The organism is Bacillus sp. BPN334 (genome assembly GCF_008368885.1).
GTDB classification, from domain to species: domain Bacteria; phylum Bacillota; class Bacilli; order Bacillales; family Bacillaceae_G; genus Bacillus_A; species Bacillus_A wiedmannii.
This window is the reverse complement of sequence record NZ_QOZW01000010.1, coordinates 161,779-184,498: the sequence shown is the minus strand read 5'-3', so window position 1 is coordinate 184,498 and position 22,720 is coordinate 161,779. Positions and strand designations below refer to the sequence as shown.

Below are 22,720 nucleotides of genomic sequence, written 5' to 3'. Positions count from 1 at the left end.
ATTTAGTAAAGAAAGGTAATGAGCGATGGACATACTTTTAGCGATTTTACCGGCTATATTTTGGGGAAGTATTGTGCTATTTAACGTGAAACTGGGCGGGGGGCCGTATAGTCAAACGCTTGGTACAACGTTTGGAGCACTTATTTTCTCAATTGCTGTTTATATTTTTGTGAAGCCAGTATTAACTCCTACTGTTATTGGAGTTGGAATTGTGTCAGGTTTATTTTGGGCACTTGGTCAGGCGAATCAATTAAAAAGTATTGATTTAATGGGCGTTTCGAGAACGATGCCCATTTCAACAGGACTGCAATTAGTTGCGACGACTTTATTTGGAGTCATCGTATTTCATGAGTGGTCCACGACTATATCAGTCATCCTTGGCGTCTTGGCTCTTATTTGTATTATTATCGGTGTTATTTTAACATCACTTCAAAGTGAAGAAGAAAAGAGTGCAGAACAGGCGGGGAATTTCAAAAGGGGCATTATCATTTTATTGATTTCAACAGTCGGTTATTTAGTTTACGTGGTAGTGATTAGACTATTTAACGTAGATGGTTGGTCAGCTTTATTGCCACAAGCAGTTGGTATGGTGTTAGGGGGCATTTTGCTTACGTTTAAACATCATCCATTTAATAAATATGCAATACGAAATATTATTCCAGGATTAATTTGGGCAGCTGGTAATATGTTTTTATTCATTTCGCAGCCGCGTGTTGGAGTGGCAACAAGTTTTTCACTATCGCAAATGGGAATTATTATTTCAACGCTTGGCGGGATTCTTATATTAGGTGAAAAGAAAACGAAACGTCAATTAACGGGGATTGTCGTCGGTATCGTTTTTATTATCGCGGCGGGAATTATGTTAGGTGTTGCAAAAAGTTAAAGGAGGTATTGAAATGTATAGTGATTTAGCTGGAAAAGTTGTCGTTATTACAGGGTCAGCAACTGGTCTTGGAAGAGCGATGGGAGTAAGGTTTGCTAAGGAGAAAGCAAAAGTAGTAATTAACTATCGCTCACGAGAGTCAGAAGCGCATGATGTATTAGAAGAAATTAAAAAAATAGGCGGAGAAGCGATTGCTGTAAAAGGGGATGTGACAGTTGAATCTGATGTTGTGAATCTCATTCAATCTGCTGTGAAAGAGTTTGGTACGCTTGACGTTATGATTAATAATGCAGGGATAGAAAACGCGGTCCCGTCGCATGAAATGCCGTTAGAGGATTGGAATAAAGTAATCAATACAAATTTAACAGGTGCTTTTTTAGGAAGCCGTGAAGCGATTAAATATTTTGTAGAACATGATATTAAAGGTTCTGTTATTAATATGTCGAGTGTTCACGAGAAAATTCCGTGGCCACTATTCGTGCACTATGCGGCGAGTAAGGGCGGTATTAAACTAATGACAGAAACGTTAGCGTTAGAGTATGCACCAAAAGGTATTCGAGTAAATAATATTGGGCCAGGTGCAATAAATACGCCAATTAATGCAGAAAAGTTTGCTGATCCTAAAAAACGTGCTGACGTAGAAAGTATGATACCGATGGGCTACATTGGAAAACCGGAAGAAATTGCAGCAGTCGCAACTTGGCTTGCTTCCTCAGAAGCGAGTTACGTAACTGGAATTACGTTATTTGCAGATGGTGGAATGACTTTATACCCGTCGTTTCAAGCAGGGCGCGGGTAATATAAAAGGGCAAAGAGGTTTATCCCGCTATTTGCTGGGCAGTAAGACCACCACCTCAAAATTCAGCGGAAGCAAAGAAGTTAGGTGGGAGCTGATAATTAGTGGGGGATGAACAAAACCCCCACTGATTAAAGTTTTACTCTATCTCTTTGTCCTTTTTTCTGCAAAAAAAAAAAATAGCGGTCGGCTATTTTAAATTTAATGATTAATTGTATCTTGAAGAAATTCTGTTGCTTGATGTTCAGAAACATTTTGCACAAGTGCAACTTCGCTAATCATCATTTTGCGTGCATTATCTAGCATTTGTTTTTCGCTCGCATTTAATGCTCTCTCTTTATTACGGCGAAGTAAATCGCGAACAACTTCTGCGCTATCTTGCAGATTGCCGTTTTTCATTTTTTCCATATTCATTGTATATCTCTGTTTCCAGGAAAGTGATGTGTCTGATTCCCCGTTTTGAAATTCAAGAAGTATACCATCTAACGTACCTTTATCTACGATATAACGAATACCTGATTTTTGTAATTGATCCATAGGAAGCATTATTTGCATGTCTTTACTAATGATACGTATCACACAATATTGACGTGTTGTTCCTAATATTTCTTTCTCTTCAATGGCTTCGATGACTCCTGCGCCGTTCATTGGATAAACGATTTTATCGCCAATTTGAAACAAATCATCCACCTCCATATGTGGTAACCAATTTTAATGATAGCACATATGAGTAAAAATGTCAAATTTTATATAATACCATAATGTTTATATTATAGTCAATAAGTAAAAACTCTTTTTTTTATATATTTTTTTGCTCTTATTTATTGATGATTTTTTTTGAAAAATAGTACAGGCGAAGAAAGAAGGCATATCCACTTATTTTTAAGCATAAAATGTAAAATCGCTAATACAATATACCTAAATCCGTTCTTTGTAGAGGAGGGAGAGAAGGTGGGGCGCACAATAAGAATTGATATTACAAATAAAGTTGTAGCTAAATTTAGACCGGATTATTTGGAATTATATACGAGTAAATTTATGATAGGTAAGTTTTATGTCTATACTGAAGGTAAACAATATGTGTTAGAAGACGGATATATATATGAAGATGGAAAATTTTATCGCATCATAGATACGCACCGTGGCAATAATCAAGCGGCGGAGGGCTGCGATCTAGGATGGTGTTAACATGATTCGTGTGAAAGTGTTTGATGAAAGTCACGAAAAAGACTTAGAAGACGTTGTAAATGTTTTTTTGAAAAAGATTGATGATAGTAATTTTGTAGATATTAAGTACCAAGTCGGTGTTTCCATTAATGATGACGAAAACCAAATTTATTGTTTTTCAGCGATGATTGTTTATAAAGCATAAAAAAGAGCTGGGTGAGCCAGCTCTTTTTTATGTTTTATGTTGGGACGACATGTGTCGGTAATACGTTCATAATAGATTGGGGTGTGCCTAATTTCTTTGTCGTTAAGAGAGGTTCCCCAGTTTCATGATTTTGGGCATCTGTACACATACCAAGGTGATAACGATCACCTAAAAATGGATCAATATAAAAACCGTTTTTGAATACTTTATCATTCGGATGTTTTTCATGATGAATGTCAGAGCAGTTAATGCAATAGAACATAGCTTTCATCCCCTTTTTATGTTTGTTTGAAAAAAGTGAGTCGGTAGTCATTTCGCTCCTAAGGAAATGTTGAGGAGAAGAGAAATAACTACCTACTCAAATGGTGGGCATATTCCTTCTGATTTTTCATATCTCGCGTAGTGTCTCTGAGGGAAGGAGGAGAGACGAAATACGCATGATATACGTAAGGCGCTTCTTTCAAGATGAATGATGGAGTTTCATGTTGAGAGAAGTTTTTATTTTTTGTTGCCTTTGTGAGTATATTATGAGGAAATGCTCAGAGGGTGTTTGTCCTGTTGAAAAAATGTTGAGAATTTCTCAACATTAAAAAATAACTAGCGTTGACATGAAACTAAAAGGTGTTATATTATCGAAGTGTAACCAAAAGGTGTTATATTTAATTGGCGAATAAAGGAGAATGAAAATGGAACAACAAAATACATTAACTGATATTAAACAAACGATCGTTTTTAACGCGTCTATTCAAAAAGTATGGAATGTAGTATCAACTGCAGAAGGGATTGCATCATGGTTTATGCCGAATGATTTTGTATTAGAGGTAGGACATGAATTTCATGTGCAATCACCATTTGGCCCATCACCATGTAAAGTGTTAGAAATTGATGAACCAAACCATCTATCTTTCTCATGGGATACAGATGGCTGGGTCGTTTCATTTAATCTGAAAGACCTAGGAGATAATAAAACAGAATTTACGTTAATTCACGGCGGCTGGAAACATCCTGATGAAATTCTTCCGAAAGCGAATGCGAAGAGCTCTATTATTCGCGATAGAATGAGCGGAGGTTGGGTAGCGATTGTAAATGAAAAACTGAAAAAGGTTGTTGAAGGCTAAGTGTCCTCATCAGCAGCGAAATATGATGTATTTCAAGCAATTGCTGACCCAACCCGCCGAGAAGTAATACGGTTATTAAGTGATAAAGAGTTACCGATTTCCAAAATAACGGATCATTTTCCGATGAGCCGTACTGCGGTTGTAAAGCATCTTCATATTCTTTCAGAAGCGAATTTAGTAAGCGGAAGAAAAAGCGGAAGAGAGAAGATATATCGTTTGCATCCAGAACCATTAGAGGAATTACAACAGTGGCTCTCATATTATGAACGTTTTTGGGATAATAAATTGTCCATGCTGAAACATATTGTGGAGAATGAAGAGTAAAAAGAGGATGACCGAAATGGTCATCCTCTTTATTATTGCTCACTTGTTTGTGTAGCTGGTTTTAATAAAATCCAAGCGATAATTAGTGTAAATACTGCTAATATGAAAGTACTCATATAAATGACGTGTACACTTGATGCTAATGCCTCTTGCGATTCGGTTGCTACATTTGCTGTAGTTCCGCCGTGTCCACCAGATACAAGGTCAAGATTTTTAATGCCGCGTGCGTGAATCATCGTATTGAAGATTGTTCCAAAGATTGCAGCACCTAACGTTTGACTAAATGTATTAATAAATGTGTTTAAACCGACGGCTGTTCCGCGTGTATGAGCTGGTACGGCTGCTTGAATTGTTACCATATAAATTGGTGTCACAAGCCCCATTCCTAAGCCAAATAATCCGACTGCTACATAAATAAGGAACGATGGTGAATTTGTTGATAATGTAAATAATAAGAACGTAGCGACTGATAAAATGCTAGCTCCAAGTAAAATGATTTGTTTCGTTTTTAATTTTCCTACTAAGTTACCAGAGAAAATAGCGCCAAATGTCCACATAACAGGGATTGGCATTAAAATAAGTCCGGCTTCTGTCGCATTTTTTCCTAATACACCTTGGCTCCAAATTGGAAGGTACATTGTAATACTAATGATCATCGCGCCAGCAATGAGCGTTAATATGTTTATCGTAGATAATGTACGGTTAGAAAAAAGTGCTAGCGGAATTAATGGTTCCGGAGATTTTTTCTCGATAAATAAGAAAATAATGAATGAAACGACGGCGAAGATTAGTAGGCCGATAATTGTTATGTCTCCCCAGTTTTGCTTGCTGCTACCTGTTAATAATGCATATAGTAGAGCGATCGTACTTAATGAGAAGACTGTTGCACCAAGATAGTCGATATGGTGTTTAGCTGGCTTAATAGATTCTTTGTAGTAAATTACAATCATTAAACAAGCGATAATTCCGAATGGAACGTTTAAGAAGAAAATATAACGCCAAGATAGGGAATCCACTAAGAATCCACCTACTAACGGTCCGATAACACCCGATACACCCCAAACGGCACTCATCCAACCTTGTGCTTTCGCGCGGTCTCTCGCTTCGTTATATAAGTCTCCAATAATCGTCATTGTGATCGGCATAACAGCACCAGCACCTATACCTTGAAGAGCACGGAAGAAAATTAATTGTTCCATTGACGTAACGATTCCGCAAAGCGCAGAACCGATTAAGAAGATTGTAGCTCCGATGAGTAAAACTTTTTTACGGCCGAATAAATCAGCTAGCTTTCCGTATATTGGAGTCGAAACAGCTGTTGCAAGCATATAAATTGCATATACCCAACTAACAAGTTCGACGCCTGACAAATCACTCGTTATACGAGGGATCGCTGTACTAACAATCGTTCCTTCTACCGCAGAAAGAAACGTCATTAGCATTAAAGACATCATGACTTTTTTTCTCATATTTTTTCCCCTTACCCTTTTTCAAATATTCAACAATATAAAATATAAAGGTACTAAGGTATATAAAGCAACAAAAAAGCAATGGGAAGTTACGTGGAGCGGATATTTGTCGCTTCTTGTCGGTAAGTCGATAAATTCGGGAAATTGCCGATATAAGTTGAAGAATCGTTGATAAATTCGGGGAATCGCCGATATAATTTCATGTACCTATAAAAAAAGAAACAGGAATCCCTGTTTCTTTTCTAGTATTGCATTTTCGCGTTTTCTCCAGCTGTTGTTCCGGCAATTCGACCAGTAACGAGAGCAGATGTAATATTATAGCCGCCAGTATAACCGTGAATATCAAGAACTTCTCCGCAGAAATATACGCCGTTCGTGAATTTAGAAGACATTTCTTTCGGGTTAATTTCTTTAACGGATACACCGCCGCCAGTAACGAATGCTTTTTCAATTGACTGCGTACCATTTACATTCACAGTAAACTCTTTAAAGTCTTTCACAAGTGCACGAATCTTCTCGTGAGAAACTTGTCCAGCTTGTTCACTACCGTCAATTTCATTTTTTTCTAATAAGAATAGGAAGTAACGTTCAGGTACATAACCTTTTAAAACATTTTTAATTCCTTTTTTCGGATCTTCTTTCATTTGTTTCAGCATGCGCTGGAATAGTTGTTCACTATTTTCTTCAGGCAATGCATCGATGCTCATTTGAATCGTGTTCGTTTTAAACTTTTTCAGTGCTTTCACGACGAATTGGCTACAACGAAGAGCGGCAGGACCGGATAGGCCGAAATGAGTGAAGAGCATGTCCATTTTGTGAGAAATGATAGCTTTTCCTTTCGGGTTTAATACGCTTAAGTTTACATCGCGTAAAGCAAGACCTTGTAAGGAGCGGTCACGAATAAATGGTTCGTTTGAAAGGATTGGTACTTCTGTTGGGAATAGTTCTGTAATTGTGTGACCAGCTTTTTCAGCCCAAGCATATCCATCTCCAGTAGAACCAGTTTGAGGAACAGATTTTCCGCCAACAGCGATAACGACGTGATTCGTTTCTAACACTTCACCAGTTTGTAGTACGACTGCTTTCGTTTGACCGTTCTCATATTCAATCGTTTCAACAGGTGTATTTGTACGGATTTTTACACCTAAGTCTTTTAATCGTGTTAAAAGTGCGTCTACTACTGATTGTGCTTTATTTGATACAGGGAACATGCGACCATGATCTTCTTCTTTTAGTTGCACGCCAAGCTTTTCGAAGAATGTAATAATATCTTCATTATTGAAAATAGAAAAAGCGCTGTATAAGAAGCGACCGTTTCCTGGTATATGTTTAACGATTTCATCAAGTGGTAGACGGTTCGTTACGTTACAACGACCACCACCAGAAATCGCAAGTTTACGTCCTAGTTTATTTCCTTTATCAAGAAGTAAGACACTTGCGCCTTCTTCTGCAGCACCGATTGCAGCCATTAGCCCAGAAGGCCCGCCGCCGATGACAATAACATCATAATGCATAATATATCGACCCCATTTTCTACATTTCCTGCCTAAAAGAATAGCATGTTTTCCCTTAAAAGAAAAATAGAGTGAAGTACTGCTTAAGGAGAGAATTGTGGTACAATACAAAAGTTAGAGTTCAGCACTATCCTGCTATTTGTGGGCAATAAGACTAAAACCTTAAGATATAAGAGAAATAAAAAGGGTATTTGGTAGCCTGTAAATACTCGAATAGTTCAACTAATTATAGTTTCACTTTATGTAGATGTAGGAGGATTTTTGTATGTCCGATTCGAAATTTCTGCGCGGAACGCTTATTGTTACGTTAGGGACATTTTTAGTAAAGTTCTTAGGCATGATTTACGTCTTTCCGTTTCATGCATTAGTAGGTACAGAAGGCGGAACGCTCTATACATATGGATACATTCCATATACGATCTTTTTAAGTATTGCAACGGCAGGGGTGCCGCTTGCTGTTTCCAAATTTGTTTCCAAATATAATGCGCTTGGCGATTATAAAACGAGCCGGAGAATGTTCCGCTCGGGAATGGTTATGATGATAGTAACAGGAATTCTTTCGTTCCTAGTTCTATACATGACAGCGCCACTGTTTGCAGAAGCAATGCTTGGTAAACAAAGTATACACAGTAATGTAGAAGAAGTTACGACGATTATTCGTCTTGTAAGTTTTGCACTTATTGTTGTACCAGCAGCGAGTTTAATTCGTGGTTATTTCCAAGGTCACCAATCGATGGGACCGACTACTGTTTCGCAAATTATTGAACAAATTATTCGTATTGTCTTTTTATTAGCGGGTAGTTTTATCGTTATTAAAGTACTTGGCGGTACAGTTGCAACAGCAGTTGGGGTAGCGACATTTGCTGCGTTCGTTTCAGCAGTTGGAGCGCTCGGTGTACTCATTTGGTACTGGTTAAAACGTAAAAAACATTTGGATCAATATTTAATTGAACAAACTGTACCAGAATCGACAGTGAGTACGGTTCAGTTATTTAAAGAATTATTTGCATATGCGATTCCTTACGTTGTAATTGGGTTAACAATTCCTTTATATCAACAAATTGATACATTGACATTTAACTCAATTATGCAAGCGATTGGCCAAGGTGATATCGCAGAGCGAGCGCTTGGTATTTTCACAATGTGGACGCATAAATTAATTATGATTCCTGTATCGCTTGCAACAGCGTTTAGTTTAACGCTTGTACCAGCGATTACAAAATCATTTACTGAAAAACAATACCGTTATTTAAAGTTACAAATTACACAAACATTCCAGGCAAATATGTTCTTAACATTGCCAGCAGTTGTCGGTATTTCAACACTTGCATATCCAATCTATACTGCGTTCTATGACTCAGATCCACTAGGTGGACAAGTATTAATGTGGTATGCACCGGTTGCGTTGTTATTCGCTTTATTTACAGTAACAGCAGCAATTCTGCAAGGAATCAATCAACAAAAACATGCGATTGTCGCGCTTATTATGGGTGTTATTTTGAAATTCGTATGTAACGTAATCTTTATTCGTTATTTCGGTACGGTTGGAGCGATTTTAGCAACAGCGGTCGGATTCTTAGCTTCCGTATGGTATACGAATCGACAAATCAAAAAACATGTACACTATTCGTTTGGTGTTGTATATAAGAGAACTTTCCAAATTGCAGTATTAACACTTGTAATGGTCATTGCTGTAAAGTTATCACAATGGATTCTGTCCTTCATGATCTCGTCTGATGGCCGAATGGGTGCTCTTATTACAGTTGTGGTTTGTGCAGGTATTGGTGGTCTTGTGTACGGATTGTTAGCAATTCGCACAGGAGTACTTGAACGAGTGTTTGGCGGAGAAGCGTTAGAGAAAATCCAACGTAAACTTGGCAATAGATTCAAAATAAAGTTGAAATCAAAAGGGGCGTAATTACGTCCCCTTTTCTATGATAAATAAAGAAGGTGAAAAACGTGAGATTAGATAAATTATTAGCAAATATGGGATATGGAAGTAGAAAAGAAGTAAAGAAATTATTGAAAGACGGCGTTGTAAAAATTGACGGAACGCCAGTGAAAGATGCGAAGGTTCATGTAAATGTAGAAGAGCAAGAAGTTATGATTCACGGAGAAGTTGTGGAATATAAAGAGTTTGTTTATTTAATGTTGCATAAACCACAAGGCGTTATTTCAGCGACGGAAGATGATAATCATGAAACGGTAATAGATTTATTAGAGTTAGAAGATGCAATCTTTGATCCGTTCCCAGTTGGACGACTTGATATTGATACGGAAGGTTTCTTATTAATAACAAATGACGGGAAGTTATCACATCAATTGTTATCTCCGAAAAAGCATGTGCCGAAAAAATATTATGCACACGTTGCAGGAGTAGTAACAGAAGAGGATGTAAAAGAGTTTGCTAAAGGTGTTATTTTAGATGATGGCTATGAAACAAAGCCAGGTGCACTTACAATATTAAAAAGCGATGAGATTTCTGAAATCGAGCTTGTGATTACAGAAGGAAAGTTCCATCAAGTGAAGCGTATGTTTGAAGCGGTAGGGAAAAAAGTAGTCTACCTAAAGAGAACAGAGATGGGACCATTAGTATTAGATGAAGAGCTAGAACTTGGACAATACCGAGAGCTATCAGATGAAGAAGTAGAAATGTTAAAAACATATCAAGTAGATACTGAGAAATAGTGCTGTTTTTGGCGCAGAAAAGACCCCTTTCTAATGAGTTAGAAAGGGGTATGTATTTATTTACATACAATTATTTTTTCATTATGAGGTCATTCTCACTTTCTTTCCTGTTGTTGTCCACTTACCGCGGCAAGGGCTATACACGAGTTCATTAAACTGCAACACATTTAGATCACGTTGTATCGTTCGCGGTGTGATCCCGAACTCATCTACAAGGTCTTTCGTCGTTACCGTTCCGTTTTCATTGATGTACATATAAATTGATTTAATGCGTGTTAGCATACGAGTAGTTGTAGGTTTCAAGAGAAAACCACTCCTCTACTAGTTTTTTTGACCCCATTCAGGAAAGAAGGTCGTTACTACCATTGTACTCTACATGATAAAATTCATGCTTTAATCTACTTAAATTTTACAAAAGTTTAACAAATATTCATATAGAAAAATATTGGTAGTTGACATTGTATATATGGTCAGTCAACTAAATCATAAAATTCTACGTAAAACGCCAAATTCCTGCAAATTTTTTTGAAAAAATAAAAGAAAAACTAATGAGAAATATCTGAAATATTACAATTGTTCGGTATTTAGTTTTCGTGTATGGCATAAGAGATTTCGGTTTGTTATGATGAAAGAAACAATATAGTGAAGGATGGATGCGTGATGTCAGCGATTAATTGGACAGAAGAAGTTGCAAAACGAAAAGATGATTTAATTCGTGATACGCAACAATTTTTACAAATTAAAAGTGTATGGGAAGAAGAATCGGCGAAAGAGGCCGCACCATTCGGTGAAGGTGTAGAAAAAGCTTTATCTTTCATGTTACATAAAGGGGAAACTGAAGGTTTTACTTCTAAAAATTTAGAAGGATATGCAGGTCATCTTGAAATGGGACAAGGAGAAGATTTACTAGGTATTCTTTGTCACGTTGACGTTGTACCAGAAGGAGATGGCTGGACGACTCCTGCATACAGTGCAGATATTCGCGATGGAAAGATTTTTGCACGTGGTGCAATTGACGATAAAGGCCCAACGATGGCAGCTTATTATGCGATGAAGATTGTGAAAGAATTAGGTTTACCTCTTTCAAAACGCGTTCGTATGATTTTAGGAACAGATGAGGAAAGCAATTGGAAATGTGTAGATCACTACTTTAAAAACGAAGAAATGCCAACAATCGGTTTTGCGCCAGACGCAGACTTTCCAATTATTAATGCAGAAAAAGGAATTTCTGATATACAAGTTGTGCAAAGTGGTAGTGAAGAGAAGAAAGGTACATATGAACTTGTTTCATTTGAATCAGGTCGCCGTTTAAATATGGTTCCTGATTTTGCAGAAGCGATTATTACAGGAGAAGATGTAAATGCTCTTACAGTAGCATATGAAGAGTATTTACAAACTGCTAAAAAAATAGGTGAAGCAATTGTAGAAGGTAATACGGTGACGTTGCAAATTAAAGGGGTTTCAGCTCACGGATCTACTCCGGAGAAGGGCGAGAATGCAGGTTTATTACTGGCAAACTTCTTAACGAAAGTCGCTCTTGATGGAAAAGGGGCTTCGTTTGCATCGTTTGTAACAGAAACATTTACAGGAGATATTTTAGGAGAGAACGCTGGTATTTCTTATAAAGACGATATTAGCGGACCATTAACAGTGAATGTTGGTCGACTTTCTTATACGAAAGAAAAGGGTGGTAATTTAGGATTAAATGTACGTTATCCAGTTACGACTAACTTTGAAGAAATGATCACGAAGTTAAAAGGATATGTTGGTACTCATGGATTTGCAGTAGCAGACTATTCGAACTCTCGCCCGCATCACGTTGATAAAGACCACGTATTAATTCGTACGTTACAGCGCGTATACGAAGAACAAACAGGTGAAAAAGCAGAGCTATTAGCGATTGGCGGCGGTACTTACGCTCGTTCATTGAAAGCTGGCGTTGCATTTGGTCCGTTGTTCCCTGGAAAAGAAGAACTTGCACATCAAAAAGACGAGTACATTGAAATTGAAGACTTATTAAAAGCGACAGCAATTTACGCGCAAGCAATTCATGAATTAGCGAAGTAATGGATATATAAATAAGAAGAGGCCGTCCCAATACATGTTTTGGGACGGTTTTCTGTTACGCATCGTTTGTTGTTAAGTCGATATTCCTTGTCGAAATGTCGATATAATTTCATTTATTAACGCGACCTTAACTTGGTTAGACTTTTAGAGAAGTTTGATTCTTTTTAATTGAATGAGATAAGAAAGAAAAGCAACAATAGAAAGAAGGAGAAGATGTACATGGAGCTGCATTATTTTGTCGCGATTAAGTTACCAAATCATATAAAAGAAGTGCTGTCTAACTATAAAGAAGAAATGCAGGAGGAATTACCATTTCGTTCATGGGTACATAAAGAAGACTATCATATTACCCTTTCATTTTTAGGTAGTGCGACAGAGGAACAATTAGAAGGAATAAAGAATGGATTACAAACACTTACAGAAACGAAAGAACTATCGTTCACATTACAAGGATTTTCAACGTTCGGTATGGAAGATAGGCCACGTATTTTTTGGTCGAAGGTAAGCGAGAATCCCGATTTGTTCCAGTTACAAAAACAAGTACATGCTATTTGTGAAGAGAATGGATTTTCTTTAGAAACGCGCCCGTATCATCCGCATATTACTGTTGCTCGCAAATGGGTAGGAGAAGAGAAGTTTGATTTAGAACATATAAAGGAAGTGCCTGAAATATCATTTCAAGCGGATACGATTACTTTATACGAATCTCACGTAAAGGAGACACCGAAGTATAAAGCGATTGCTGAAATAAAATTACAAAAATAGAATGTATGAAAACGTTTTTTATACAGGTGAATATACTATAGAGAATAATGTGTTACTGTATAGAGCCTTGCTGATAAGAAAAGCCTTATCATTTGCAGCTCGTTTCATTTAACTTTAAGAATGATGGTGATTTTTTTATGTTGAAAGTAAAACGTCCATTTGATGCCTATTTAGATGAAATGAATAAAATTACAATTTTGCTCCCACATGCGTATGGAACAAGCCGGACATTTCGTTTGCAAGAAGGAAGTAACGTGAAAGATTTACCGATTTCTCATACAATTGCGCTTCCGGATGCAACGAAGTATGAGTGCTTTATAGAAGAGCCGCTAGATGTGGGGAAGTATTATACAGTACGAGATGAACGGAATGAAGAAACAGATTTACAAATAGGTGCTGTCATAAGAACAGTGATTTTCGATGAAAAGTATTATTACGAAGGTACAGATTTAGGAGCCGTGTATCAAAAAGAAGCAACGACATTTAAAGTATGGGCTCCAACTGCGAGGCTTGCGAAAGTAAGGATTTATAAAAGTGATAAAGAATATACCGATCATGAAATGCATAGAGGAGAAAATGGGGTTTGGACTCATACATTACAAGGCGATTTAGCCGGAGCAAAGTATACATTTCTTGTTTGTATTAATTTAATATGGAATGAAGCGGTGGATCCTTACGCAAAGTCAGTGACTGTAAATGGGAAGTACGGCGTTATTATTGATTTGGAAAAGATAAATGTAACAAAACGAGAGCAATTACCACCATTACAGGCAATGACAGATGCCATACTGTATGAACTGCATATTCGTGATGCTACGATTCATCAGGGCAGTGGAGTGAGTAAAAAAGGAACGTATAAGGGGCTAATGGAAGAAGGAACAACAGGGCGAAATGGGACGTTAACAGGCTTGTCCTATATAAAAGATTTGGGTGTTACACATGTTGAATTATTGCCTTTATATTGTTTCGGTGGTGTAGATGAGGCGAATCCTTCCTCTGCATATAATTGGGGTTACAATCCGTTATATTACAATGCGCCAACGGGATATTATGCTACAGACCTCTCTGATCCGTATAACAGGATAGTAGAGTGTAAAGAGTTGATTGAAACATTTCATGAGCACGGCATTAGGGTAATTATAGATGTTGTATATAATCATGTGTATGAAAGAGAGCTATCATCATTTGAAAAGCTTGTCCCAGGATATTATTTTCGTCATGGTGAAGATGGTATGCCTTCTAATGGGACTGGAGTCGGAAATGATATAGCATCTGAACGGAAAATGATGAGGAAATTTATTGTAGAGTCTATTTTATATTGGCTTACTGAATACAATGTTGATGGATTCCGATTTGACTTAATGGGAATTTTAGATGTTGATACAATGAATATAATAGAAAAAGAAGTGCGAAACATAAAGCGAGATGCATTGTTATTAGGAGAAGGGTGGGAGCTACAAACACCACTTCCTGCCGAAGAAAAAGCAACGTTAAATAATGCAAAGAAAATGCCGCATATTGCGCAATTTAATGATCAATTTCGTGATGGGATAAAAGGGAGTACCTTTCATATAAATAAGCGTGGTTTTGCATTTGGTGGGCATGTAGACTGTAATCATTTGCAGTATATAGCATCGGGAAGTCTTTTGAGTATGAAAGAAACAGGTCTGTTTCTAGAGCCTGTGCAAAGCATTAACTATGTAGAATGTCATGACAATATGACGATGTGGGATAAACTAATGCGGAGTAATGAAGAGCCAGAAGAGATTTTGAAAAAACGTCACCTTCTAGCGAGCGCAATGGTGATTCTTTCGCAAGGCATTCCTTTTTTACATGCTGGGCAAGAGTTTTATCGTACGAAGCAAGGAAATGAAAATAGTTATAATGCAAATGATGAAATTAATCAATTAGATTGGGATCAAAAAGAGGAAGAGATAGAGACCGTTAACTATATAAAAGGTTTAATTGCGATTCGCAAAGAGCACAGAGCATTCCGATTACAAAACGCAGACCTTATAAAAAAACACATGACTTTTTTGCAAACATCTCCAGAAGTACTTGCATATCACCTAGAGCATGCAGAATCATTTGGACCGTGGAAAGAGATTATAGTTTTATTTAATAGCGGTTTAGAAGCTAAAACGGTGCAACTTCCGAAAGAAGAAACGTGGCATGTGTTAGTAAACGAAAAGCAAGCGAAAATAGAGCCAATTTCTTCATTTAGAGGAAAGGAACTTAGGCTCGCTCCGATTAGCACGTATATATTGACGATAATGTGACAAATCGCTACTTGACGATGAGAATGTAATAAATGTAGAATTGACAAAGGTGACGATTTTGATAAGTTGTCATTCTATGACTGGTTTTGTAAAATAAAATAGAGAATTTTTGGCTTATGCCAAGTTTTCTTTTCATTTACAGTAAAATATATGAATCCACAACATGTGTAGAAATGTTGCGGTTTTTCTTTTCATAACTATAAAAGATAAGGATTTGTTAACGGGTAATGAATATGGAATGGTTGGAACAATTATTAGGAAAAGAGTGGAGTCTTGTACCGGCTGGTGGAGTAACGGGCGATGCGTATATTGCGCAAAACGGACAACAGAAGTTATTTTTAAAGCGGAATACATCGCCCTTTCTAGCGGTATTGTCAGCAGAAGGAATTGTTCCAAAATTACTTTGGACAAGAAGGGTAACGAACGGTGATGTAATTTCTGCTCAAAAATGGCTTCCGGGACAGAAGCTAGAGCCAGAGGATATGAAACTAGAACGTGTTGCGAAACTTTTGAAGAAAATACACTCCTCTAAAGCACTTGTACAGATGATTCAAAGACTTGGGAAGCAGCCGCTTCACGCACAAGAGTTATTACAACAACTGCAACTTGTTTTAAGAGGAGATATAAGGGATGATGAAACAATTCAGCAAGGCCTTCAATATTTAATGGATTCATTAAAAGATATTGAATACAATGAATTCGTTGTATGCCATTGTGATGTGAACCATAACAACTGGATATTGTCGGATGAAGATGAGTTGTTTTTAATTGATTGGGATGGAGCCGTAATTGCTGACCCAGCTCTAGACCTCGGTATGTTATTATATTGGTACATTCCGCGCCATGAATGGAGCGAGTGGCTCGAATATTATGATATTGAAATGGATGAATCGCTGCTTAGGCGTATGAGATGGTACGTAATAGCACAAACGATTTTGTCTATGCAATGGCACACAACAAAAAAACAGCAAGCAGAAGCTGAATATTGGCATCAATATTTACAGCAACTACTTGCTTCAGAGTAATACTTAAGAAAAATTGTCCATTCCAGCAATCCACTGAGTAAGTTGTTCTTGATTATTGGAAATGTGGTTGTCCAAATTAGAGGAAGATTTACCCGATTGACTATAAGAATATACATCGTTTAGCATTGCTTTAGCGTCACTACTTATACTATCGTTTGCGAGTAACGATTGAATGAGACGCTCTAATTGCTCGCATTCAGAAACTGTCCCGCAACAATCACTTTGGTGATTGACTAAAATATCTTTCAGCACTTCTAATTGATGTTGTTGATTAATTGGCATGAACGGATCATCCTTTCGATTGTTTTTCTCTTCAAATGTACGAGAAAAAGCTGTTTCGTCATGGAATGTTTAATGCTGTATGTAGTTTTTATCAAAATGGTACATCTTATACTTGAAAGAAACGGACCGAGTGCTCGTACGTACTTGGTTTTTTGTTTGGGAGATTGATTAAAACAGAGAGAAGGAATTATTCCTTTAAAATAGCTATGTAAAGAGAGGGAGACATCTATGCGTTTAAGACATAAACCATATGCAATGGATCGAATTAATGAGTATTCACATATCGTAATCGGAAACCCAGAGGAGCGCGCTGGTAACTGGAAAGAAGTATTTGGAAATGAACAACCAATTCATATTGAAGTAGGTACAGGTCGTGGCCGCTTTATGTATGATATGGCAAAAGCAAACCCACATATTAATTATATTGGAATTGAAAAATTCACAAGTGTTGTTGTAGATGCACTTGATAAATTAATTGAAGAAGAAGTACCGAACTTAAAGTTAATTAATAAAGATGCTGAAGATTTAACAGTTTTCTTTGCAAAAGGTGAGATTGATCGCGTTTATTTAAACTTCTCAGATCCATGGCCAAAGAAACGCCATACGAAGCGTCGTTTAACGTATAAAACGTTTTTACGCAATTATGAAGAAGTGTTAGTAGAAGGCGGAGAAATTCATTTCAAAACAGATAATCAAGGTTTATTTGAATACTCTCTAATGAGTATGGCTGAGTATGGTATGTTATTAACTTACCTGAGCCTAGATCTTCATAATAGTGATTATGAAGGAAACATTATGACAGAATACGAAGAGAAATTCTCAAGTAAAGGTCATCGTATTTACCGAGTTGAAGCAAAATATCGCACAGAGCCTATGCAGTAATGCATAGGTTTTTTGTAACTAAAATAATCGGAATTTTATGTTAATATTGAAAGGAAAGGGGGATGAAAAATGGAACAGTTACAAATTGGAGATATAAAAGTGACGTGGTTAAAAGGCGGGAACACACATTTAGATGGAGGAGCAATGTTTGGTGTTGTACCGAAAGTACTTTGGTCACGTAAATATAAACATAATGATACAAATCATATTTATTTACGAACAGATCCGTTACTTTTGCAAACGAAAGACGGTAATATGCTCATTGATTCCGGAATAGGGAATGGTAAATTGAATGAGAAGATGAAGCGAAATCAAGGTGTAACAGAAGAGTCATCGGTTTATAAATCATTAGAAAAACTAGATTTAAAACCTGAAGATATTCAGTACGTCTTAATGACACACCTGCATTTTGATCATGCATCTGGTTTAACGAAATGGGAAGGTGATCACCTTGTACCATCGTTTCCGAATGCAAAAGTGTATGTAAGCGAAACAGAATGGAATGAAATGAGGAACCCAAATATCAGGTCGCGCAATACATATTGGAAGGAAAATTGGGAGCCGATTGTAGATCAAGTTGTTACATTCCAGCAAGAAATAGAAATTACGGATGAAATAAAAATGGCGCATACAGGTGGTCATAGTGATGGACATGCAGTTATTGCTTTAGAAAGCAAAGGTGAAACGATGCTTCATTTAGCAGACCTATTGCCGACGCACGCACATCAAAATGTACTATGGGTGATGGCCTACGACGATTATCCGATGACATCGATTGAAAATAAGCAAAAGTGGATGAAGTACGGCGCTGAAAACGATGCTTGGTTTACGTTTTATCATGACGCATATTACCGTGCAGTAAAATGGAATGAGGAAGGGCATATTGTAGAAAAAATAGAGCGGAAAACGAGTGTAGAAGCATAAAAAAGGGGAGGTTGTTCCAGCAGTCTGTTGGAGCAGTCTCCTTTTCGTTTTTTGTCGGTAAGTCGATATATTCGGAAAATCGCCGATATAATTTCAATTACTATCCACAATTAAAAAATAAGAGGTTCACCTAATGGGAACCCTCCTTTTTATGCTGCTATAACCTCTAAAACAGTACCTGTTTTAGCATCAACTAAAAATTCAAATCGTTCTTGTATATCATCTAACATCGTTGTAAGACCGCCACGATAAACTTCGTATGCGACATCATATTTTTCAAATGTCTCTGGAACCATATGTACCCAAGAGCCAGTAATTTCACCTTTATGACTTAATGCTTGTTTCACCATTTTCAATGCTTTTTCTGAAGAAATATGGGATTGTTCTTGTACTTTGTTTGCAACAAGATAACCAGCTGCGAAACCAACGCCAAGACCTGCAACTAAACCTTTCCAGCTCATATATTCACCTCAATTCTATAAAATAAAAATAGTGTACCAATAATAATTATAAATCAAATACAGCTAAAAAAGAAGAAACTAGAAACATTTCGAAAATTTCGTTACAATAAAAGAGGTATTCTACTAAGGTTTGAAAGAAGGGGACTTCGTGAATAAAGAGACATTACATTTATTTCGTACGTTAACAGAATTACAAGGTGCATCAGGATTCGAACATGATGTACGCCGTTTTATGAAGCAAGAATTAAGCAAATATGCGGATGAAATTGTGCAAGACGGTTTAGGTAGCGTATTTGGTCTGAAAAAAGGGGACGAAACTGGCCCACGTGTTCTTGTAGCTGGTCATATGGATGAAGTAGGTTTCATGGTTACGCAAATTACGAAAAACGGGATGCTTCGTTTTCAAACGTTAGGCGGCTGGTGGAGTCAAGTGTTATTAGCGCAACGTGTACAAGTTATGACGAAGAATGGTCCTGTTATTGGGGTTGTTGGTTCTATTCCTCCTCATTTATTAAGTGACGCGCAACGTGCAAAACCGATGGATATAAAAAATATGTTAATTGATATAGGTGCAGATAGCTACGAAGATGCGATTGAGATTGGTGTAAAACCAGGACAACAAATCGTGCCAATCTGTCCGTTTACGCCGATGGCAAATGAAAAGAAAATTATGGCGAAAGCTTGGGACAACCGTTACGGATGTGGCCTTGCAATCGAATTATTAAAAGAATTAAAAGACGAAACATTACCAAACACATTATACTCTGGTGCGACTGTACAAGAAGAAGTTGGTCTTCGCGGTGCACAAACTGCTGCAAATATGATTCAACCAGACATTTTCTATGCGCTTGATGCAAGTCCAGCAAACGATGCATCTGGTGATAAAACACAGTTCGGTCAATTAGGAAAAGGTGCTCTTCTTCGTATTTATGATCGTACGATGGTAACGCATAGAGGAATGCGCGAATTCATTTTAGATACAGCAGAAACACACAACATTCCGTACCAATACTTTATTTCACAAGGTGGTACAGATGCGGGCCGTGTACATACAAGTAACTCAGGTATCCCATCAGCAGTAATTGGTGTTTGCGCACGTTACATTCATACACATGCTTCTATTTTACATGTTGATGATTATGCGGCAGCAAAAGAACTTATTACGAAGCTTGTAAGAGCAACGGATAAAACGACGTTAGAGACAATTAAGAATAACGCGTAGAGAAGAAGGGCTGAAGAGCCTTTCTTTTTTTTATCGATGAGTGGTGGCCGTGCTCCCATGTATAAAGAGTAATTTGATTAAGGTAAGATGATGAATGTATATAGAGGTGAACGAAATGAAAGTAGTAGTTGGATCGAAGAATAAAACGAAAGTTGGTGCTGTGGAGAAGGTTTGGAAAGATGCTACAATTACATCTCTTTCTGTTCCTTCAGGGGTAGCAAACCAGCCGTTTACAGATGAAGAGACGATGCAAGGAGCGGTTAATAGAGCGAAGCGAGCGCTACAAGAAGGAGAAGCTCAAATTGGTATTGGATTAGAAGGCGGCGTAATGAAAACGGAGCATGGTTTATTTATGTGTAACTGGGGCGCGCTAGCAACAAGTGCCGGTAAAATATTCGTTGCAGGCGGTGCACGTATTACGTTACCAGATGATTTTTTAGCACCTCTTGAAGAGGGCAAGGAGTTAAGTGAAGTGATGGAAGAGTTTGTACAGAGAAAAGATATTCGTAGTCACGAAGGTGCGATCGGTATTTTTACAGATGATTATGTCGACCGCACGGAATTATTTGTACACGTTGTTAAGTTACTTGTTGGGCAATATAAGTATGATGAAAAGCAAGCATAAACCTTGCACCATACGCGATGTATGGTAGTATAAAAGAAAGATTATAACATGAAAAAAAGCACTCGTTAGAGGAGGAAATATAGATGAAATCATTAGAAAGCATGGAGCAATTCCAACAATTGAAAAATGAAGAGAATGTAGTCTTTATGTTCTCAGCAGAATGGTGCCCAGACTGCCGTTTTGTAGATCCATTTATGCCAGAAGTAGAAGAAAAATATAGTGATTTCTCATTTTACTATGTAGATCGTGATGAGTTTATTGATCTATGTGTAAAATTAGACGTATTTGGCATTCCGAGCTTTGTAGCGTACAATAAGGGTGAAGAAACAGGTCGCTATGTAAACAAAGATCGTAAAACACAAGAACAAATCGAAGAGTTTATTGAAGGTTTAAAATAAGGCAATTTGCCAATTGAATTGTAAAACAACCTCTACCTTCGCGGGGGAGGTTATTTTTTTGGAAGGGAGGAAAAAGAGATGAAGATGACAAGTAAAAAGATGAAAGATGAGTTAATGAAGAAATTATCTCGCCCAGAATGGGACTTTCAGTATGATAGCGAGAAAGAAGTTCTACGTATAGAACAGAAAGACTCGAAAAAGGGTATTAACGTATCGCTTCCAGGAGTTGTGGCAAAATGGGAAGTGAATAAAGAAAAAGCAATTGAAGAGGTTGCCTATTACGTACAAGAAGCGTTAATTGCGATGCATAAAGAAGAAAATAGCGCAGCGAAAATTTTACCTGTTATTCGCTCTACTTCTTTCCCGAAACAAGCAGAAGAAGGAAATCCGTTTATTATGACGGATCATACGGCGGAAACACGTATTTACTACGCATTAGATTCGAATAAAACGTATCGACTCATTGATGAGCGTCTATTACAAAAATTAGAACTTACAGAGCAACAAGTGCGTGAAATGGCATTATTCAACGCTCGCTCATTAGGTTATGAATTTAAACAAGAAACAGTAGCAGGGAATACATTCTACTTTTTAAACACAAATGATGGGTATGATGCGACGCGTATTTTAAACGAATCGTTACTACAATCGATGCGTGAAAAGATTTCTGGTGACATGGTTGTTGCTGTTCCTCACCAAGATGTATTAATTATTGCTGATATCGTCAACGAAATCGGTTATGATATTATTGCACAAATGACAATGAAATTTTTTGCCGAAGGGCATGTTCCGATTACATCACTTTCATTCGTATATGAAGATGGGGACTTTGAACCAATCTTTATTTTAGCGAAAAATCGGAAGAAGACAGATGGAAAAGAGAAAGGATGAACGAAGTGAACGTTTTTTACAACCTTGAAGGAATTGGTGACACTCTAATTGTTGCCTTACAAGATATTACTTTAGAGAACCGTACTTTTGATCGCAAAGGAGATGTTGCACGCGTATACGATCGTGAAAGCAATGTAACAGCAGGGTTCAACATCTTTAATGCGTCTTCTTACTTAGAAGTAAAAGAAACAGGTAACCTAACATTAACGAAAGAATTTGTAGAAAAAATCAATGGAATTTTAGCGAAGAACGGCTTTGAAGAAACAGTAGAAGCAGATCTTTCTCCAAAATTTGTTGTAGGCTATGTAGCTGAAAAAGAGAAGCATCCAAATGCTGATAAGTTAAACATTTGTAAAGTAGAAATCGGTACAGAAACATTACAAATCGTATGTGGCGCACCGAACGTTGATGCAGGACAAAAAGTTGTCGTTGCAAAAATTGGCGCTGTAATGCCAAGTGGTATGCTAATTAAACCAGCTGAACTTCGCGGTGTTCCTTCTTCTGGAATGATTTGCTCAGCACGTGAATTAGAGCTTCCAGATGCTCCACAAGAAAAAGGTATTCTAGTATTAGAAGATAGCTTTGAAGTTGGACAAGAGTTCAAATTTTAATTGATGTAAGAAAAGAGAGGTTGTCCTTTTAGACAGCCTCTCTTTTCTGTTGAATCGTTGATATATTGCGAGTTGTGACAGATATATTCAAAAAATCGTTCATATTATAAGGATGTCACCTTTT

26 protein-coding genes are annotated in these 22,720 nt (G+C 37.3%); 19 read left to right on the top strand and 7 right to left on the bottom strand.

Features of this window, described 5'->3' with window-relative positions; genetic code table 11:
• The first annotated feature begins 25 nt into the window (after positions 1-25).
• Positions 26-883: a glucose uptake protein GlcU gene (gene glcU / locus DN393_RS16095; RefSeq protein ID WP_064474534.1), complete on the top strand. Its 858-nt coding sequence runs from the start codon at positions 26-28 to the stop codon at positions 881-883.
• Positions 884-896: 13 nt separating this feature from the next.
• Positions 897-1,682 carry a glucose 1-dehydrogenase gene (locus DN393_RS16090; protein WP_064474535.1) on the top strand — a complete coding sequence of 262 codons (786 nt, stop codon included), beginning with the start codon at positions 897-899 and terminating at the stop codon, positions 1,680-1,682.
• A 198-nt stretch (positions 1,683-1,880) separates the two neighbouring features.
• On the opposite strand, the gene DN393_RS16085 is transcribed toward DN393_RS16090, so the two are convergent.
• Positions 1,881-2,375, bottom strand: a complete 495-nt coding sequence (locus DN393_RS16085) for a CarD family transcriptional regulator (RefSeq protein WP_000451449.1) — start codon at positions 2,373-2,375, stop codon at positions 1,881-1,883.
• Between the two features lie 255 nt (positions 2,376-2,630).
• Here DN393_RS16085 and DN393_RS16080 point away from each other — a divergent pair, with 255 nt between their 5' ends.
• On the top strand, positions 2,631-2,867 hold the full coding sequence (locus DN393_RS16080; protein ID WP_000533808.1) for a DUF2553 family protein: 237 nt from the start codon (positions 2,631-2,633) through the stop codon (positions 2,865-2,867).
• A 1-nt stretch (position 2,868) separates the two neighbouring features.
• Complete coding sequence (locus DN393_RS16075; protein ID WP_149173681.1) at positions 2,869-3,051, top strand: sporulation protein Cse60; 183 nt, start codon at positions 2,869-2,871, stop codon at positions 3,049-3,051.
• Positions 3,052-3,085: 34 nt separating this feature from the next.
• On the opposite strand, the gene DN393_RS16070 is transcribed toward DN393_RS16075, so the two are convergent.
• Positions 3,086-3,313, bottom strand: coding sequence for a DUF3973 domain-containing protein (locus tag DN393_RS16070; RefSeq protein ID WP_033659785.1), 228 nt, complete (start codon positions 3,311-3,313; stop codon positions 3,086-3,088).
• Between the two features lie 424 nt (positions 3,314-3,737).
• On the opposite strand from DN393_RS16070, the gene DN393_RS16060 reads away from it, so the two are divergent.
• Positions 3,738-4,169, top strand: coding sequence for an SRPBCC family protein (locus tag DN393_RS16060; protein WP_000437776.1), 432 nt, complete (start codon positions 3,738-3,740; stop codon positions 4,167-4,169).
• Positions 4,170-4,493 (top strand): ArsR/SmtB family transcription factor, encoded by a 324-nt coding sequence (locus DN393_RS16055; protein WP_000098837.1) that lies wholly within the window; start codon positions 4,170-4,172, stop codon positions 4,491-4,493.
• A gap of 32 nt (positions 4,494-4,525) precedes the next feature.
• On the opposite strand, the gene DN393_RS16050 is transcribed toward DN393_RS16055, so the two are convergent.
• Positions 4,526-5,962 carry an MDR family MFS transporter gene (locus DN393_RS16050; protein WP_149173680.1) on the bottom strand — a complete coding sequence of 479 codons (1,437 nt, stop codon included), beginning with the start codon at positions 5,960-5,962 and terminating at the stop codon, positions 4,526-4,528.
• 242 nt (positions 5,963-6,204) lie between these two features.
• A complete protein-coding gene (locus DN393_RS16045) occupies positions 6,205-7,476 on the bottom strand; it encodes a BaiN/RdsA family NAD(P)/FAD-dependent oxidoreductase (protein WP_000558876.1) in 1,272 nt (423 codons plus the stop codon).
• A gap of 265 nt (positions 7,477-7,741) precedes the next feature.
• Between DN393_RS16045 and DN393_RS16040 the strand changes: the two genes are divergently transcribed.
• Together DN393_RS16040 and DN393_RS16035 are read left to right on the top strand one after the other, a co-directional pair.
• Positions 7,742-9,394, top strand: coding sequence for a putative polysaccharide biosynthesis protein (locus DN393_RS16040; protein WP_088047658.1), 1,653 nt, complete (start codon positions 7,742-7,744; stop codon positions 9,392-9,394).
• Positions 9,395-9,435: 41 nt separating this feature from the next.
• On the top strand, positions 9,436-10,164 hold the full coding sequence (locus tag DN393_RS16035) for a pseudouridine synthase (RefSeq protein WP_001234944.1): 729 nt from the start codon (positions 9,436-9,438) through the stop codon (positions 10,162-10,164).
• 81 nt (positions 10,165-10,245) lie between these two features.
• Here DN393_RS16035 and DN393_RS16030 read toward each other — a convergent pair whose 3' ends face one another.
• Positions 10,246-10,467 (bottom strand): DeoR family transcriptional regulator, encoded by a 222-nt coding sequence (locus tag DN393_RS16030; protein WP_000805512.1) that lies wholly within the window; start codon positions 10,465-10,467, stop codon positions 10,246-10,248.
• A 357-nt stretch (positions 10,468-10,824) separates the two neighbouring features.
• On the opposite strand from DN393_RS16030, the gene pepV reads away from it, so the two are divergent.
• From pepV to DN393_RS16010, 4 genes are all read left to right on the top strand, one after another.
• Positions 10,825-12,231 (top strand): dipeptidase PepV, encoded by a 1,407-nt coding sequence (gene pepV / locus DN393_RS16025; protein WP_149173679.1) that lies wholly within the window; start codon positions 10,825-10,827, stop codon positions 12,229-12,231.
• A gap of 219 nt (positions 12,232-12,450) precedes the next feature.
• Positions 12,451-12,996: an RNA 2',3'-cyclic phosphodiesterase gene (thpR, locus tag DN393_RS16020; protein ID WP_064474540.1), complete on the top strand. Its 546-nt coding sequence runs from the start codon at positions 12,451-12,453 to the stop codon at positions 12,994-12,996.
• A gap of 137 nt (positions 12,997-13,133) precedes the next feature.
• Positions 13,134-15,275, top strand: coding sequence for a type I pullulanase (pulA, locus tag DN393_RS16015; RefSeq protein WP_064474541.1), 2,142 nt, complete (start codon positions 13,134-13,136; stop codon positions 15,273-15,275).
• A 227-nt stretch (positions 15,276-15,502) separates the two neighbouring features.
• Positions 15,503-16,300: a phosphotransferase family protein gene (locus DN393_RS16010; RefSeq protein ID WP_002008769.1), complete on the top strand. Its 798-nt coding sequence runs from the start codon at positions 15,503-15,505 to the stop codon at positions 16,298-16,300.
• Between the two features lie 3 nt (positions 16,301-16,303).
• Here DN393_RS16010 and DN393_RS16005 read toward each other — a convergent pair whose 3' ends face one another.
• On the bottom strand, positions 16,304-16,582 hold the full coding sequence (locus tag DN393_RS16005; protein ID WP_001122236.1) for a YtzH-like family protein: 279 nt from the start codon (positions 16,580-16,582) through the stop codon (positions 16,304-16,306).
• Positions 16,583-16,810: 228 nt separating this feature from the next.
• Here DN393_RS16005 and trmB point away from each other — a divergent pair, with 228 nt between their 5' ends.
• On the top strand, positions 16,811-17,464 hold the full coding sequence (gene trmB / locus DN393_RS16000; RefSeq protein WP_063262108.1) for a tRNA (guanosine(46)-N7)-methyltransferase TrmB: 654 nt from the start codon (positions 16,811-16,813) through the stop codon (positions 17,462-17,464).
• 69 nt (positions 17,465-17,533) lie between these two features.
• Positions 17,534-18,388, top strand: coding sequence for a YtnP family quorum-quenching lactonase (locus DN393_RS15995; RefSeq protein WP_064474542.1), 855 nt, complete (start codon positions 17,534-17,536; stop codon positions 18,386-18,388).
• A 149-nt stretch (positions 18,389-18,537) separates the two neighbouring features.
• On the opposite strand, the gene DN393_RS15990 is transcribed toward DN393_RS15995, so the two are convergent.
• Entirely contained in the window at positions 18,538-18,849 is a 312-nt protein-coding gene (locus tag DN393_RS15990; protein WP_000118541.1) for a PepSY domain-containing protein, read from the bottom strand.
• A gap of 148 nt (positions 18,850-18,997) precedes the next feature.
• Between DN393_RS15990 and DN393_RS15985 the strand changes: the two genes are divergently transcribed.
• The 5 genes from DN393_RS15985 to ytpR all read left to right on the top strand — a co-directional run bounded on the left by DN393_RS15985 (position 18,998) and on the right by ytpR (position 22,596).
• On the top strand, positions 18,998-20,071 hold the full coding sequence (locus tag DN393_RS15985; RefSeq protein WP_064475080.1) for a M42 family metallopeptidase: 1,074 nt from the start codon (positions 18,998-19,000) through the stop codon (positions 20,069-20,071).
• A 115-nt stretch (positions 20,072-20,186) separates the two neighbouring features.
• Positions 20,187-20,696 carry a DUF84 family protein gene (locus DN393_RS15980; protein ID WP_088047656.1) on the top strand — a complete coding sequence of 170 codons (510 nt, stop codon included), beginning with the start codon at positions 20,187-20,189 and terminating at the stop codon, positions 20,694-20,696.
• 83 nt (positions 20,697-20,779) lie between these two features.
• Entirely contained in the window at positions 20,780-21,094 is a 315-nt protein-coding gene (locus DN393_RS15975) for a thioredoxin family protein (RefSeq protein ID WP_000838193.1), read from the top strand.
• Between the two features lie 78 nt (positions 21,095-21,172).
• Complete coding sequence (locus DN393_RS15970; protein ID WP_000784602.1) at positions 21,173-21,985, top strand: DUF1444 domain-containing protein; 813 nt, start codon at positions 21,173-21,175, stop codon at positions 21,983-21,985.
• Positions 21,982-22,596, top strand: a complete 615-nt coding sequence (ytpR, locus tag DN393_RS15965) for a YtpR family tRNA-binding protein (RefSeq protein WP_001006767.1) — start codon at positions 21,982-21,984, stop codon at positions 22,594-22,596. The genes DN393_RS15970 and ytpR overlap by 4 nt, the downstream gene beginning before the upstream one ends.
• Positions 22,597-22,720: the final 124 nt, after the last annotated feature.

What these genes read in the sequence shown, in the direction of transcription:
- glcU (WP_064474534.1), top strand. Translation starts at nt 26, where the DNA reads ATGGACATACTTTTAGCGATTTTACCGGCTATATTTTGGGGAAGTATT.
- DN393_RS16090 (WP_064474535.1), top strand. Translation starts at nt 897, where the DNA reads ATGTATAGTGATTTAGCTGGAAAAGTTGTCGTTATTACAGGGTCAGCA.
- DN393_RS16085 (WP_000451449.1), bottom strand. Translation starts at nt 2,375, where the DNA reads ATGGAGGTGGATGATTTGTTTCAAATTGGCGATAAAATCGTTTATCCA.
- DN393_RS16075 (WP_149173681.1), top strand. Translation starts at nt 2,869, where the DNA reads ATGATTCGTGTGAAAGTGTTTGATGAAAGTCACGAAAAAGACTTAGAA.
- DN393_RS16070 (WP_033659785.1), bottom strand. Translation starts at nt 3,313, where the DNA reads ATGTTCTATTGCATTAACTGCTCTGACATTCATCATGAAAAACATCCG.
- DN393_RS16060 (WP_000437776.1), top strand. Translation starts at nt 3,738, where the DNA reads ATGGAACAACAAAATACATTAACTGATATTAAACAAACGATCGTTTTT.
- DN393_RS16050 (WP_149173680.1), bottom strand. Translation starts at nt 5,962, where the DNA reads ATGAGAAAAAAAGTCATGATGTCTTTAATGCTAATGACGTTTCTTTCT.
- DN393_RS16045 (WP_000558876.1), bottom strand. Translation starts at nt 7,476, where the DNA reads ATGCATTATGATGTTATTGTCATCGGCGGCGGGCCTTCTGGGCTAATG.
- DN393_RS16040 (WP_088047658.1), top strand. Translation starts at nt 7,742, where the DNA reads ATGTCCGATTCGAAATTTCTGCGCGGAACGCTTATTGTTACGTTAGGG.
- pepV (WP_149173679.1), top strand. Translation starts at nt 10,825, where the DNA reads ATGTCAGCGATTAATTGGACAGAAGAAGTTGCAAAACGAAAAGATGAT.
- thpR (WP_064474540.1), top strand. Translation starts at nt 12,451, where the DNA reads ATGGAGCTGCATTATTTTGTCGCGATTAAGTTACCAAATCATATAAAA.
- pulA (WP_064474541.1), top strand. Translation starts at nt 13,134, where the DNA reads ATGTTGAAAGTAAAACGTCCATTTGATGCCTATTTAGATGAAATGAAT.
- DN393_RS16010 (WP_002008769.1), top strand. Translation starts at nt 15,503, where the DNA reads ATGAATATGGAATGGTTGGAACAATTATTAGGAAAAGAGTGGAGTCTT.
- DN393_RS16005 (WP_001122236.1), bottom strand. Translation starts at nt 16,582, where the DNA reads ATGCCAATTAATCAACAACATCAATTAGAAGTGCTGAAAGATATTTTA.
- trmB (WP_063262108.1), top strand. Translation starts at nt 16,811, where the DNA reads ATGCGTTTAAGACATAAACCATATGCAATGGATCGAATTAATGAGTAT.
- DN393_RS15995 (WP_064474542.1), top strand. Translation starts at nt 17,534, where the DNA reads ATGGAACAGTTACAAATTGGAGATATAAAAGTGACGTGGTTAAAAGGC.
- DN393_RS15990 (WP_000118541.1), bottom strand. Translation starts at nt 18,849, where the DNA reads ATGAGCTGGAAAGGTTTAGTTGCAGGTCTTGGCGTTGGTTTCGCAGCT.
- DN393_RS15980 (WP_088047656.1), top strand. Translation starts at nt 20,187, where the DNA reads ATGAAAGTAGTAGTTGGATCGAAGAATAAAACGAAAGTTGGTGCTGTG.
- DN393_RS15975 (WP_000838193.1), top strand. Translation starts at nt 20,780, where the DNA reads ATGAAATCATTAGAAAGCATGGAGCAATTCCAACAATTGAAAAATGAA.
- DN393_RS15970 (WP_000784602.1), top strand. Translation starts at nt 21,173, where the DNA reads ATGAAGATGACAAGTAAAAAGATGAAAGATGAGTTAATGAAGAAATTA.
- ytpR (WP_001006767.1), top strand. Translation starts at nt 21,982, where the DNA reads ATGAACGAAGTGAACGTTTTTTACAACCTTGAAGGAATTGGTGACACT.